The sequence below is a fragment of the Alteromonas stellipolaris genome (assembly GCF_001562115.1).
In the GTDB taxonomy this organism is placed as follows: Bacteria; Pseudomonadota; Gammaproteobacteria; order Enterobacterales; family Alteromonadaceae; genus Alteromonas; species Alteromonas stellipolaris.
Map to the genome: position 1 here is coordinate 182,313 of NZ_CP013926.1, position 13,760 is coordinate 196,072.

11 protein-coding genes are annotated in these 13,760 nt (G+C 45.8%); 6 read left to right on the top strand and 5 right to left on the bottom strand.

The features are described 5' to 3' along the window. Positions 1-5: 5 nt before the first annotated feature. From aptA to hydA, 5 genes are all read left to right on the top strand, one after another. Positions 6-1,334: an omega-aminotransferase AptA gene (aptA, locus tag AVL57_RS00745; RefSeq protein ID WP_057794815.1), complete on the top strand. Its 1,329-nt coding sequence runs from the start codon at positions 6-8 to the stop codon at positions 1,332-1,334. 45 nt (positions 1,335-1,379) lie between these two features. Beyond that, a complete protein-coding gene (locus AVL57_RS00750) occupies positions 1,380-2,879 on the top strand; it encodes a CoA-acylating methylmalonate-semialdehyde dehydrogenase (protein ID WP_057794813.1) in 1,500 nt (499 codons plus the stop codon). Between the two features lie 396 nt (positions 2,880-3,275). Then, positions 3,276-4,550 carry a Zn-dependent hydrolase gene (locus tag AVL57_RS00755; RefSeq protein ID WP_057794811.1) on the top strand — a complete coding sequence of 425 codons (1,275 nt, stop codon included), beginning with the start codon at positions 3,276-3,278 and terminating at the stop codon, positions 4,548-4,550. Further along, on the top strand, positions 4,547-6,022 hold the full coding sequence (locus AVL57_RS00760; protein ID WP_057794809.1) for an NCS1 family nucleobase:cation symporter-1: 1,476 nt from the start codon (positions 4,547-4,549) through the stop codon (positions 6,020-6,022). Before AVL57_RS00755 ends, AVL57_RS00760 begins: the two co-directional genes overlap by 4 nt. A gap of 23 nt (positions 6,023-6,045) precedes the next feature. Then, the gene (gene hydA / locus AVL57_RS00765; protein ID WP_057794807.1) at positions 6,046-7,512 is read left to right on the top strand and encodes a dihydropyrimidinase; all 1,467 of its coding nucleotides are present in this window, start codon (positions 6,046-6,048) and stop codon (positions 7,510-7,512) included. Between the two features lie 101 nt (positions 7,513-7,613). On the opposite strand, the gene AVL57_RS00770 is transcribed toward hydA, so the two are convergent. Genes AVL57_RS00770 through hemC form a run of 4 tightly spaced genes read right to left on the bottom strand, consistent with a single transcriptional unit; the run spans position 7,614 to position 11,662 of the window. Beyond that, on the bottom strand, positions 7,614-8,786 hold the full coding sequence (locus AVL57_RS00770) for a heme biosynthesis HemY N-terminal domain-containing protein (protein ID WP_057794805.1): 1,173 nt from the start codon (positions 8,784-8,786) through the stop codon (positions 7,614-7,616). Beyond that, positions 8,783-9,991, bottom strand: a complete 1,209-nt coding sequence (locus AVL57_RS00775) for a uroporphyrinogen-III C-methyltransferase (RefSeq protein ID WP_057794803.1) — start codon at positions 9,989-9,991, stop codon at positions 8,783-8,785. The genes AVL57_RS00770 and AVL57_RS00775 overlap by 4 nt, the downstream gene beginning before the upstream one ends. Next, the gene (locus tag AVL57_RS00780; protein WP_057794801.1) at positions 9,992-10,723 is read right to left on the bottom strand and encodes a uroporphyrinogen-III synthase; all 732 of its coding nucleotides are present in this window, start codon (positions 10,721-10,723) and stop codon (positions 9,992-9,994) included. A gap of 3 nt (positions 10,724-10,726) precedes the next feature. Then, positions 10,727-11,662 carry a hydroxymethylbilane synthase gene (gene hemC, locus AVL57_RS00785; protein ID WP_057794799.1) on the bottom strand — a complete coding sequence of 312 codons (936 nt, stop codon included), beginning with the start codon at positions 11,660-11,662 and terminating at the stop codon, positions 10,727-10,729. Between the two features lie 197 nt (positions 11,663-11,859). Between hemC and AVL57_RS00790 the strand changes: the two genes are divergently transcribed. Then, complete coding sequence (locus tag AVL57_RS00790) at positions 11,860-12,918, top strand: GGDEF domain-containing protein (RefSeq protein WP_057794797.1); 1,059 nt, start codon at positions 11,860-11,862, stop codon at positions 12,916-12,918. 112 nt (positions 12,919-13,030) lie between these two features. Here AVL57_RS00790 and AVL57_RS00795 read toward each other — a convergent pair whose 3' ends face one another. After that, on the bottom strand, positions 13,031-13,702 hold the full coding sequence (locus AVL57_RS00795) for an alpha/beta hydrolase (RefSeq protein ID WP_057794795.1): 672 nt from the start codon (positions 13,700-13,702) through the stop codon (positions 13,031-13,033). Between the last annotated feature and the right edge of the window lie 58 nt (positions 13,703-13,760).

Sequence of the window (13,760 nt, forward strand, 5' to 3'; positions counted from 1 at the left end):
CAATTATGACCCAGTGGGCTTCCAAGCTATCACAACCGCAAATGGACGCGTTGTGGATGCCTTACACTGCAAATCGCCAGTTTAAAGCATCGCCTAAAATGATTACCGGTGCACAGGGCAATTACCTCATTGATGACAATGGTCGTAAAATCTTCGATGGATTATCTGGGTTATGGACATGCGGCGCAGGGCACAATCGCCCTGAAATTGCCGAAGCAGTCGCTAAACAGTTAACAACACTAGATTATGCACCCGCCTTTCAGTACGGCCACAATTTGGCGTTTGAGCTAGCCGACAGGCTAGCCAACATGGCGCCGGCTGATATCAATAAAGTGTTTTTCACTAACTCAGGTTCTGAAGCGGCTGATACGTCAACCAAAATAGCCCGTGCTTATTGGCGCCAGCAAGGTCAGCCTACTAAAACTCGCATTATCGGCCGAGCGAAAGGCTACCACGGTGCAAGCTGGGGCGGCATTAGTTTTGGCGGCATTGGCGCAAACCGCAAAATGTGGGGGCCAGCCATGGAGTCTGATCACCTTTCACATACCTTGCTGCCGAATAATCAATTCTGTAAAGGCGCACCGAACTATGGTGAAGAGCTTGCTGATGAGCTTATCGAAATGGTGGCATTACATGATGCGTCGAATATTGCGGCGGTGATTGTTGAGCCAATGAGTGGTTCTGCAGGGGTTATTGTTCCGCCAAAAGCCTATTTACGCCGCTTACGTGAATTGTGTAACCAGCACGATATTCTGCTTATTTTCGATGAAGTAATTACCGGCTTTGGTCGCACAGGTAGCTTATTCGGGGCCGATGCGTTTGATGTAGTGCCCGATATGATTAACGTGGCCAAGCAAATCACCAATGGCGCCGTTCCTATGGGCGCGGTACTGGCTCGTGAATTTATTTACGACACCGTAGTTAACGCAGGCGGTGCCGATTACAACATTGAGTTACCACACGGTTACACCTATTCCGGCCATCCTGTTGCTTGCGCGGCCGCCATGGCTGCCCTTGATATTTTAGAACAAGAAAACCTCGTCAGCCGCGTTGCCGAACTTAGCCCTTACTTTGAAGAAGCGGTGCATAGCTTAAAAGGCATGCCATTCGTTAGTGATATTCGAAACTTCGGCTTTGCCGCAGGCTTCAGCATTGAAAGCTACCCAGGCGAACCGGCTCGACGCCCTTATGAAATCGCTGACGCCATGTGGAAGAAGGGGTTTTACGTACGCTACGGCGGCGACACTATTCAGTTAGGCCTTCCGTTTACCACTGAAAAAACGGAAATCGACACCTTAATTAACGCGATGCAAGACACGTTAATGGGCAAATAGCCCTTTACCGTCTTGGTCCACTTACGCAAAAAAAGAGATACAGATATGACTTCATTGGTAGGACACTTTATTCATGGCGAACACGTAGCGCCGCAAGATGGAAATTTGATTGATATTCACAACCCTTCTACTGGCGCTGTGTGCGGAAAAGTAGAAATGGCCTCGGCTGCGTTGGTGCAAAAAGCGATAGATTCAGCAAAAACGGCGTACCCAGCATGGCGTGCTACGCCACCAGCAAAACGTGCACAAGTGATGTTTCGTCTAAAAGTATTGCTAGAGCAACACAGCGATAAAATTTGTGAATTAATCAGTGAAGAGCATGGCAAAGTGCTACACGATGCGAAAGGTGAATTACAACGCGGTATTGAAAACGTTGAGTTTGCTTGTGGCATGCCTCAATTACTTAAAGGCGAACACAGCAAAGATGTGGGCCCAGGTATAGACGCGTGGAGTGAATTCCAGCCGCTAGGTGTAGTGACAGGTATTACGCCGTTTAACTTTCCGGCCATGGTGCCTTTATGGATGTGGCCCAGCGCTATCATGTGTGGCAACACCTTTGTGTTGAAACCATCCGAAAAAGACCCTTCCAGCGCACTATACATAGCAGCCCTAGCGGCAGAAGCCGGTTTACCACCGGGTGTACTTAACGTGGTAAACGGCGACAAGTCAGCCGTTGACCAACTGTTAGAAGACCCGACCATTCAAGCGGTAAGCTTTGTAGGTTCAACCCCTGTTGCTGAAGCTATTTATCAAAAAGCCAGTGCCAACGGAAAGCGTTGCCAAGCTTTAGGTGGTGCGAAAAATCACGCCATTGTTATGCCAGATGCCGATGTAGATAACGTAGTAAATGCACTAATGGGCGCTGCGTTTGGATCATGTGGCGAACGCTGTATGGCGTTATCGGTCGTGCTTGCGGTAGGTGACGAAATGGGCGATACCCTGCGCGACAGATTGTCAGCGCAAATTGAAACGCTCAAAGTGGGTGCGGGTAACGACAATAGCAATGACATGGGGCCGTTAATCAGCGCTCAACATTTCGATACAGTGAGTGGGTTCATCGACTCTGGCGTTAGCCAAGAAGCTGATTTGGTCAGTGATGGTAGAAAGCTCAGTGTAGAAGGTTTTGAAGATGGCTATTTCTTAGGGGCTACTTTGTTCGACAAAGTAAAACCTCACATGGAAATTTACCAAAAAGAGATCTTTGGCCCCGTGCTTGTGATGTTACGTGTCCCCGATATGCAAACGGCACTTGAGCTAATTAACGCGCACGAATATGGAAATGGTACCTGTATCTTCACCCGTGACGGCGAGGCCGCACGCTTCTTTATCGATCAGGTTCAAGTGGGCATGGTGGGTGTGAACGTACCGTTACCTGTACCTGTGTCTTACCACAGCTTTGGTGGGTGGAAGCGCTCATTGTTTGGCGATTTACATGCGTATGGCCCAGATTCAGTGCGTTTCTACACGCGCAGAAAAGCCATTACACAACGCTGGCCGTCAACGAACTTGCGTGAAGGCAGTCAATTTTCTTTCCCAAGTAACTAATATCTCAAACAACAAAGTTCGCTAAGACAGCGAACTTTGTTGGTCATTAAAAACCGGTGCAACGGTCTCTGGCACAGGCGCTGGCATAAATGTTGAAAGTCCAAAATATAAGAATTTACCATTCGGTCAATTTTTACAGTGTTATTGGCATTAATTAAGCGCCTAAAAATAGAACAGCGCATTAGACAAAAGAATAATCACGCCCTTTGCTTTAGGCGTCTCAGCAATAGTAGCGATACATAATAAACAGTGAACAATCAGCATAAAAATAGAGAAAAAATTTATTTACCGTTTGGTAAATAAAGTTATCAAGATTGCACTCTTATAGTACGTTCGTTGAGCTAACTTGGGGCAAAGTGTTAATAGGAATAACCTTCCACCTGCGAGGACAAAACAATGGATAAGCTTAGAATTAACAGTCAAAGATTATGGGACAGCCTGATGGAAATGGGCGAGATTGGCGGCACTGAAAAAGGCGGTTGCAATCGCTTAGCCGGCACAGATCTAGACAAGCAAGCTCGAGACTTGTTTTGCGCATGGTGTGAAGCCACGGGGTGTGAAATTAGCATAGATAAGTTTGGTAATATTTTTGCTAAACGCCCGGGCATCAATAACGAACTACCTTCAGTGGCGACCGGAAGCCACTTAGATACTCAGCCTACAGGCGGAAAGTTCGACGGCGTATTCGGTGTATTATCCGGCGTTGAAGTACTTCGAACCCTACATGAAAACAACATTACTACCCCAACCCCAATTGAAGTCAGCGTTTGGACGAATGAAGAAGGTTCTCGCTTTCAGCCCGCCATGCAAGGCTCTGGTGTTTACGTTGGGCGCTTCGACTTACAAGAAGAATTAGATAAAACCGACGTAAACGGTTTGCGTTTAGGCGATGAACTCGCGCGCATAGGCTACTTAGGTGAAGAAGAATTAGGAAGCCGCAACATAGGCGCATTTTTTGAAGCCCATATCGAGCAAGGCCCAATATTAGAAGATGAAGAAAAACGCATTGGTGTAGTACGTTTAGGCCAAGGTATTCGCTGGTATAACGTAGAAATACAAGGTCAAGAATCTCATTCTGGCACAACGCCAATGCACTTACGCAAAGATGCCATGGTAGCCACAGGTAAAATTGTGGCAGAAATCGAATCGCTAGCTAATCGTTATGACAATGGTCTTGGAACAGTAGGTTTCATGCAGGTATATCCTAACTCACGTAATACTATTCCTGGAAACGTGAAGTTTAGTGCCGATTTACGCAACCCTAACCCAGATGTGTTGGCCACTATGCATGAAGAGTTTGTGGCTTACTGTGATTCGGTAGCCAAAGAGCGTAACTTAGAAATTACCGTGGATAACTTCTGGTACTTTGCGCCAGTAGAGTTTAATGCCTCTGACGATGTAAAAGCTGCCACTGAAAACTTAGGATATTCACACATGGATATCTACGCGGGTGCTGGTCACGATGCCTGTTACATGGCCGACCTAGTGCCAGCGGGCATGATTTTCACTCCATGTGAAAATGGCATTAGCCACAACGAAATTGAATACTCTAGCCCAGAGCAATGTGCAGATGGTGCAAACGTATTGCTTCATACCATGTTAACCGCCAGCAAGCGTATTGCTGAAGCCGCCGGTGCTTCAATTACTGAAGATGAAGGGGCAAGCGTATGAGTTCAGAAATTAGTGAGGTCACACTCAGTAAATCGGTGACCGAGAGTGATTATTTTAACGAAGACTTAGCGCCGACTAAATTATCGGAGCGTACTTGGGGTACAGGTAATATTGCCGCGCTTTGGGTGGGGATGGCGGTTTGTGTGCCTACCTATACCTTAGGCGGTGTTCTCACCACTTACTTTGGTCTGTCGGTCATTGAAGCCTTGTTTACTATTTTGTTGGCGAACATAGTGGTACTAATTCCGCTTACGTTAAATGCATTTCCAGGCACAAAGTTCGGTATTCCCTTTCCGGTGGTACTGCGCTCGTCATTTGGCATTGTAGGCTCTAACATTCCCTGTTTGATTCGGGGGTTTGTCGCCTGCGGCTGGTTTGGCATTCAAACCATGTTTGGTGGCCTGGCCATACATTTGTTTCTATCCTCTATTTCAGATGGCTGGGCACAGCTTGGCGGTATGGGAGAGGTCATTGGCTTCTTCGCATTTGGTGCATTAAATGTCTTTATTGTAATTAAAGGGTCGGAGTCAATTAAATGGCTAGAAACCTTAGCAGCTCCCTTGCTATTAATCGTAGGTGCCGGGCTAATCTGGTGGGCAAGCGACAAAGTATCGGTAACTGAAGTGTTGGCTACCCCAGCTAGCAGACCCGAAGATGCAGGCTTCTTTAGCTACTTCTTTGCAGGGCTAACTGCCATGGTCGGGTTTTGGGCAACATTGTCGCTGAATATTCCTGATTTCAGCCGTTATGCTAAAAGTCAAAAAGCCCAAGTTACTGGGCAAATCATTGGCTTGCCACTCACCATGTTCATGTTTGCCGCCCTTGGTGTGTTACTGACTTCAGCCTCTACCACGCTGGTAGGTGAAACGGTTTCAGATCCTGTTACCTTAATAGGTCATATCGATAGCCCATTTTTTGTGGCCATTGCCATGCTACTTATTATTGTGGCTACCTTATCTACTAACACCGCCGCAAACGTAGTATCGCCCACCAACGACTTTCAAAATATTGCCCCTAAGTACATTAATCACACCCGTGGGGTATTGCTAACTGGCATAGTTGGCGTGTTATTAATGAGTTGGGAGCTTTTGAAAAAAGCTGGGCTTATTGAATCTGATGTAAGCGTAGATAGCTTGTACTCAAATTGGCTACTTGGCTATTCAAGCTTACTAGGCCCTATTGCGGGCATTATGATTGTTGATTACTTCCTGATTAGAAAACAAGAGCTAGATGTAGCGGCGCTTTACACCAGCAGTGCTGCCTACCCGAAAGTGAATTGGGCCGGTTTTGTTGCCTTTTTAATTCCAGTAGGTATTACCCTGCTAGCCATAACCGCAGATGTACTAACGTGGTTCTATAGCTACGGTTGGTTTACCGGTTCTATTTCGGGCGCCATCATTTATTACTTTGCTGCAGGCAAGCTAGTTAACACCGTGAACACGAACGTTGGTGAACTAGCAAAAGCTTCATAAATTAAAGCGAACAGGACACAAAAATGGCCATATTATTACGCGGTGGTACCGTAGTTACCCACGAAATGACTTACAAAGCTGATGTACTTTGCGAAGACGGCAAAATTACTAAAATTGGCGAAGACCTTTCAGTAAATGATGTTTCTGTAGAAGGCACTGATGTAGAAATTGTTGATGTATCTGAAAAGCTAATCATGCCGGGTGGCATCGACCCGCATACCCATATGCAACTGCCATTTATGGGCACGGTAGCCGCCGATGACTTTGCTTCTGGTACAGCCGCCGCCCTTGCTGGTGGCACCACGACGATTATCGATTTCGTTATTCCAAGCCCAGGTCAGCCTCTGATGGAAGCGTATCAGCAATGGCGCGATTGGTCTGAAAAATCCATGTCTAACTACACCTTTCATGTGGCAATAACGTGGTGGGATGACAGTGTTCATAAAGACATGGAAACCCTTGCTACCGAATACGGTATTAATAGCTTTAAACACTTTATGGCGTACAAAAACGCCATTATGGCCACCGATGATATTTTGGTATCAAGCTTTACTCGTTGCATGGAGCTAGGTGCTATTGCCACGGTTCATGCTGAAAATGGCGAATTGGTGTACCACTTACAACAGCAATTAATGGATAAAGGGATCACTGGGCCAGAAGCCCATCCGCTATCTCGACCGCCCATGGTTGAAGGCGAAGCGGCTTACCGTGCTATTAGTATTGCTGAAACCCTAGGCGCACCTTTGTATTTAGTGCATTGCTCGGTAGAAGAGTCGGTTGATGCGATTCGTTATGCGCAGCAGCGCGGGCACCACGTTTATGGTGAAGTCTTAGCTGGGCATTTAACAGTAGATGATAGTGTGTATCAAGATGTAAGTTGGGAGCGTGCAGCAGCCCATGTTATGAGCCCGCCGTTTCGTCCTAAAAAGCATCAAGACGTACTATGGAAAGCCTTACAAGCGGGCACGTTACAAACCACCGCTACCGACCACTGCGCTTTTTGTAATGAACAAAAAGCCATGGGTAAAGACAACTTCACTCAAATTCCAAACGGCACTGCCGGGGTAGAAGAACGCTTGGCAGTATTATGGGAAAAAGGCGTTAACGGCGGAAAAATTACCCCTAACGAGTTTGTGGCAGTGACGTCTACCAATGCGGCTAAAATCTTCAATATGTATCCTGCCAAAGGCGCGGTACGGGAAGGCTCCGATGCCGATTTAGTGATATGGGATCCGAAAGGCACAAAAGTGATTTCTGCTGAAACCCATATGTCGAATATTGAAACTAATATTTTCGAAGGTATGGAAATTACAGGTGTGCCCGTTATGACCATTTGTAACGGTAATATCGCGTGGCAAAATGGCGAGTTATTAGCAAAGGCGGGCGATGGTAAATACGTGATGCGCCCCACTTACGCACCGTTTTACCAGTCGCTGCAACGGCGTAAAGCCTTAGCCGAACCTAAAGCGGTAGACCGCACATCAGCGTAAAACTCAGCGTATAGCGTAAATTAAAAAAGAAAAAGGCCAGTCAATTGAAATGACTGGCCTTTCTTTTATCTTCTTTTAAATTAAAAGTGAACAGCGTAAAGCTACACCAGCTGTTGACCTTCCTTATAATATTGCAACGCCGTGGTGCTATCGTGTCTACGCTCACTAATGGCTGACAGCAATAACAGGTCATCTTTGTTCGATTCCATCTTCACGGCTTTTAATAACACTTTCTCCGCTAGAATGTCGTCACCAGCGTTAAACGCGACTCTTCCCAGCGTTGAATATAACTCAACATTTTCGCTGTCTTGTTTAATCCAGCTTTCCAGCAACCGCAGTGAGGGGGCAGCATTCGGAATGTTCAACTGGGTGAAATAGGGAAATAGAGCAGGGTGCGGGCCACGTTTTTGCCACTCTACTAGCAGCGTTTGTGCTTCGGCATGCATGCCTTGTTCAAGCAATTGTTGAATATAAGCCGCGCGATAAGCATCGTCTTGCTTAATTTTACGAGGTAATCCTTCCCAGTGGGTTTTAAGCTCAGCAGCGCCATTCTTACTGGCAATTTCAGCTAGCTTACCCTTGGCAATTCTCTGTGACCATGCGGTATAATCTTCTTTTGGTAACGCCTTGCGCCAACCACTTAGCTTTTCTTGCAAGATTTGCCATTGACCTTGTTCTGCCATTATCGACGCTTTTAGCTTTATTACTTGCGGATTGTTGGCTTCTTCTTCATCTAAGTTGTCTAACTTTTCAAGCGCCTCGGTATACTTACCTTCTGTTATATCAATACGTGCCATCACTATCGTGGCTGCAACTTTGGCACTGTCATACTCTGCCGCTTGCAGTAAGAAGTAACGGGCTTTTTGTGGGTCATTTTGGCTTTGAGCCACTTGCGCAGCGGCCAAGTAATTTACCCCTTCAAAATCGCCATTGGTGGTTTGGCTTAACGCCTTGTGAGCACTTTTTAGGTCACCCGCTGCCAATGACTGTAGTCCATGATAGAAAGCACGCTTACGTTTACGTTCACCTAATGCACCAAACCAGCGGTGAGAACCCGTTACTAGGCTTAACGTCCATAACACCAACTTAGAGATGATATACCAGCTGATAATGGCGCAGATAATGATAATGCAAAAACCAATTAGGCTGGTTTCTATCGCGGTATTACCTAACGAAATGAGTACATAGCCTTTGTCGCCCAAAATCATAGGGCCAACAATAAGCGCAACAATAAATGCGGCCAGCACCGCAAGGGCAATGACTAACCATTTCATAATGCGCTAGCTCCCTGACTGAATGCTTGTTTTACACGAGACTCCAATAACTGCTCTAGCGGCTTTTGTGAAACTAACTGGCTAGGGATTGGTTGTGAAATGTCGGTATCAACAAGGTTATCTAGTGCTGAGATAAAACCAGTAACCTGAATCTTTTCAACATCATAATGCTCTTCAAGCATGGTTTTAGCGTAAAGCAAAGATTGCTCATACAAACCTGAGTCTGCTTTAAGAGCAGCAGACTGAGCATGCATCAACTGCAAGCGAAGCTGTTCTTTAACTAAAAACTGGGCTTGTAATGACATTACCGGTTCAACCGGGCCTTCTAAACTTTTCACTGTTAAAAAGCCATCAACAATGGAGTGCCACACTTTCGCTAGGTTCTCTTTCCAGTCGTCTGCCGATTCAGATAGCTCATTGCTATCAGCATCTGCCTCTACTGGCTTTTCAAAAGTATCTAACGGTAATTTGTCAATTTGCGCCAGCATGCCGGTAAGGGCAAGAGCCACCGAACTTTGAGATACAGGGTTCATTTGTTGAAGGGTTTGAATGTCTTCAGCAAGCTTGGCGCGAACCGGTAGTACGGAAGGATCTGCTAGTGATTTTAAACGCTTATCGGCGTTTACTAACAATAAGGTTGCTGTGCGTACATCGTTTTCTAACCACAACTTTCTACCCGCCATGCGAACTAAATAATCAGCCTCGGCTATAAGCCAATCGGCAGGGCGTTGACCTTCCATGCTATTAAGTTGCTGTTGTGTTGCTTCGGCTTGTTGCACTAAGGCACTATTTTGTTGCTGCAATGAATCTACAGCGTCTTTTAGTTCACCGTTCTGCATGTTGAGCATACGCAACGTGTCTGCTGTTTGCTTACGATCGGAAAGCATGTCGTTAACTTGCGCGGTATTTGCCTGTTGAGCTTTAGCAAGGGAATCGCTGCTGCCTTGTTGTTGCATGTAGTACCAATACCCAGCACCAATAATGCCTAGTACTAAAAGGAAAATAACAATAACCACAAACCATAGAAGCTTGGTTCCTGATGATTTTTTCGCTTTTTTCGGCGTGTTTTTATCCGTACCTTTAGGTGATACTGTATCTGTGCTTGATGCGGTGTTCGCTGACGTCGCTTCTGATGTCGTACTAGATGATGATTCCACGCTTACCAATTCCCCATTTTGAGGGTCCTTCTCATTCTTGTCAGACATTTAATACTCCCAATTTTCCTTTACCCAGGCAATTAATGCCTGATCGGTGGCGCGGTTGCACACCGAAACGCGTGCTATCCCAAGATTACGTAAACTCGTTGCAACTCGTTCACTTACCGTTAACCAGGGCAACGCTAATAATTGCATACTATGGCTAGAAATAAGCTGTTTTGCCATATTCTCGCTTGTAGCGATAATGCCGCTAACATCGCCAATTTTCCAGACTTTTGTGTAAATTGGGTTTGTAAGTGGTTCTCTTTTATATACACAAAACTCAGTAACCGATATACCTCTGCCGCCTAAAACATGAGCCAGCGTATCCCTGCCACCTTCACCCTTAATAATAACGACTTGTGTACAGTTTGCCTCATTAAGTTGCTGCATGACCAGTATACCTTCGGATGTATGTAGCGAAGGTGTAACAATTTTGAAAGGTAAATTCGCGCTGTGTAGCGCATTGGCTGTGGCATCGCCTACCGCAATTAACGTAGTAGGCGCAGATAACAACGAGACATGGTTGAGTGCATCAAGCGTCGCTGGCACGGCATAAATGCTGGTGACAATAATGCTATTAACGCTGGGCGAGCTCAACAAAAACTGTTGGAGCTCGTTTGCCTTGCTGGGGATGCTTTGAATATCTGATGTAGCAACCCCTACGGCATTAATACCCGCCTGCTCGAAAGCCTCTGCACTTGCCTGTAACTTAGGAAGAGGACGGGTTATCAATAACATATACTAGTTATACAACGCGCTAAGAATCTCTCCAGCGCCTTGTTCGAGCAGTGCCTCGGCGACTTCTACGCCTATGCTCTTTGCATTTTTTGTAGGGCCTGTGGCAGAAGCAAATAATAAGGTTGAGCCATCGGGCTGTCCGACCATACCGGTTAAGGTTATGCTGTCGCCATCAAGGGTAGCAAAACTGCCGATAGGAACTTGGCAGCCGCCTTCCAAACGTTCGTTCATCGCGCGCTCTGCGCTCACTCGGGTTTGGGTTTCATCGTGGTTCAGCGCTTGAAGTAACGCAATAAGTTCGGCATCGTCATTGCGGCATTCAATACCTACAGCCCCTTGCCCTACGGCGGGAAGCGATACCGAAGCCGGCAAACCGGTTTTAATCCGTTCTTCCATGCCCAAACGGATAAGGCCAGCAGAGGCAAGAATGATGGCATCGTATTCGCCAGCATCGAGTTTAGCGAGGCGGGTATTCACATTACCGCGCAAATCTTTAATTTTTAGGTCGGGACGATGCTTACGAATTTGGCACTGGCGGCGAAGACTAGAGGTTCCAACCACAGCACCTTCTGGCAATGCATCTAAATCATCAAAATGGTTTGATACAAAGGCATCGAACGGATTCTCACGTTCGCAAATGGCGTGAAGCCCAAATCCTTCGGGGAATTCAACGGGTACATCCTTCATTGAATGCACCGCAATATCGGCTCTGCCTTCTAGCATGGCAACTTCAAGTTCTTTGATAAACAAGCCCTTACCACCAATTTTTGCCAGCGGCGTGTCAAGAATTCGATCACCTTGAGTGCTCATAGGAACCAGCTCAACGACAATTGAATCATGGTGTTCTAACAGTTTCGCTTTCACATATTCAGCTTGCCATAGCGCTAGTGCGCTTTTGCGAGTGGCGATACGAATTGTTCTCTTAGGTGCTGCTTGCATTATTAATATCCTGTCTAGGGCCTTGTCTAAGGCATAGAACCTAAAGCAATCACATGGCTTTTGCTTAAGGCTATCGTTCGACTTATAAGTACATTGTACTTAAATCTTTAACTTGCGCACAGGTTTACGGTTGCGAAATTGTACGTAGAGTGACTATGCTTATTGCAATCATAAGATATGGATAAGCCTCCAGTTATATGGATAGTTCCTCGTTAAGCCAATTTCTCGAAAATACCCATTTAAATAGTGCTGAAGTGAAGCGCCGCCGTTTAACTTTGTATTTCATCTCATACATTGGCGGTATTATTATGGCCGTGTTAGCCGCTAAAAATTTAGTGCGGGGTGATCACTTTCTCGCCTTTTGGTTGGGGCTTTTTTCGTTTTCAGTTTTTGCTAATGCGGCGTTGTCGCATATCTTTAAAAATAATAATATTTTCTACTATATTGCAGGATGTATTGTTACTGCTATGGTGGCGGTAATCTCTGTTACTGGTGGTTACCATGATACGGGGCTGCACTTTGTTTACCCACTTATTTTAATACAAATTATTATTGTGCGTTTTAGAGCGGCCATTTTTTACGTCACGGGTACCGTCGGCGCGGTGGCCTTTATCGTTTACCACCAAGAATCTATTCCTGCTACCTATCGGGCAGAGGATGTATCTCGCTTCCTAATAGCGCTTGGTTGTTTCATTACAGTGGCTTTTATTTCTGAATACTTTTGGCATAAAAGTAGAAAGGAGATGTTGACCGATAATTTAGAGAAGCTTCGTCAAGCTAACTCTGACCCTCTGACCAAAGTACCCAATAGGCGATTTTTAGAATCGGTTTATTTTGAGCGCGCAATAAAAAACCCAGCGGATTACTTTCCGTTAAGTGTTGTTGTAGTGGATATCGATTACTTTAAAAAAATAAACGATAACTACGGGCATGACGTTGGAGACAGAGTATTAATTAACGTTGCTACATTAATGAAAAAAGCCATTAGAGCCACCGATGTTGTATCACGCACTGGTGGAGAGGAGTTTTTAATTTTATACCCCAAAACAACCTTGAGTATGGCGGTAAAGTTGGCTGAAAAAATTCGTGTAGAGATTGAAAGCTCGCCATTTATAGAGGGAGACATTCATCACCCGATCACAGCCAGTTTTGGGGTGGCAACAGCATTAACTGACGCCAATATTAATGCCACGGTTAAGTTGGCTGACGAGCACCTTTACGAAGCGAAAGGTGCGGGTAGGAACCGCGTCATGTAGCGCTATCCCAGAAAGCTACCAAAGCAGCCATTAGATAGAGCTATAAAAGCGAAGCGATTAAGCCCAAAGCCTTTGGTAAAAGTGCCTAGTAAAAGACCTTAGCTCAAAAAGACTAAGCAAGTACCTTTTGTAGCCAAGCTGAAATATCGTTTAACTCTTGCATGCACACATTGTGTTGCATGGTGTAGGTTTGCCAAGTGGCGTTAAAACCATTCTCGGTTAACGTCTTATATGCCGCATTACCCATAAAAATGGGCACGACTTCATCTTGATCGCCATGGGCCATCATAATGGGGATGTCACGATTGATCTCAGTCGCTTCATTGGCTAATAAGTTTGGCTCGCACATATAAGTGGAAAGTGCCAATACACCGGCAAGTTTGTGTGTGAAGCGAGGCGCCAAATGAAGTGCAATTACGCCACCTTGAGAGAACCCTGCTAACACAATGCGGTTTGTAGGAATGCCTTTATCTACCTGTTCTTGGATAAGGGCTTCTACTTGACTCGCCGACTCAAGTACACCAGTTAAATCTGCGCGACTATTGAAATCGAGTGATTTGATGTCGTACCACGCACGCATACGCATGCCACCGTTAATGGTAACGGGGCGTTCTGGCGCGTGGGGGAAAATAAATTTCACTGACATGCTATCAGGTAGCTTTAGCTCAGGTACGATAGGCGCGAAGCCATGACCAGAATCGCCTAAACCATGAAGCCAGATCACGCAGGCATTTGGAGTAGAGCTGGGTTTTTGTTCAACGTACGGCAAAAGTTCTTGCGCCATGTTGGTGTGTTCCTACTTCTTGTATTTTCCTAAAACAGCACGGGTATTAAACGCGCTG

What these genes read in the sequence shown, in the direction of transcription:
- hemC (WP_057794799.1), bottom strand. Translation starts at nt 11,662, where the DNA reads ATGCAAGCAGCACCTAAGAGAACAATTCGTATCGCCACTCGCAAAAGC.
- hydA (WP_057794807.1), top strand. Translation starts at nt 6,046, where the DNA reads ATGGCCATATTATTACGCGGTGGTACCGTAGTTACCCACGAAATGACT.
- AVL57_RS00775 (WP_057794803.1), bottom strand. Translation starts at nt 9,991, where the DNA reads ATGTCTGACAAGAATGAGAAGGACCCTCAAAATGGGGAATTGGTAAGC.
- AVL57_RS00795 (WP_057794795.1), bottom strand. Translation starts at nt 13,702, where the DNA reads ATGGCGCAAGAACTTTTGCCGTACGTTGAACAAAAACCCAGCTCTACT.
- AVL57_RS00780 (WP_057794801.1), bottom strand. Translation starts at nt 10,723, where the DNA reads ATGTTATTGATAACCCGTCCTCTTCCTAAGTTACAGGCAAGTGCAGAG.
- AVL57_RS00770 (WP_057794805.1), bottom strand. Translation starts at nt 8,786, where the DNA reads ATGAAATGGTTAGTCATTGCCCTTGCGGTGCTGGCCGCATTTATTGTT.
- AVL57_RS00760 (WP_057794809.1), top strand. Translation starts at nt 4,547, where the DNA reads ATGAGTTCAGAAATTAGTGAGGTCACACTCAGTAAATCGGTGACCGAG.
- aptA (WP_057794815.1), top strand. Translation starts at nt 6, where the DNA reads ATGACCCAGTGGGCTTCCAAGCTATCACAACCGCAAATGGACGCGTTG.
- AVL57_RS00750 (WP_057794813.1), top strand. Translation starts at nt 1,380, where the DNA reads ATGACTTCATTGGTAGGACACTTTATTCATGGCGAACACGTAGCGCCG.
- AVL57_RS00755 (WP_057794811.1), top strand. Translation starts at nt 3,276, where the DNA reads ATGGATAAGCTTAGAATTAACAGTCAAAGATTATGGGACAGCCTGATG.
- AVL57_RS00790 (WP_057794797.1), top strand. Translation starts at nt 11,860, where the DNA reads ATGGATAGTTCCTCGTTAAGCCAATTTCTCGAAAATACCCATTTAAAT.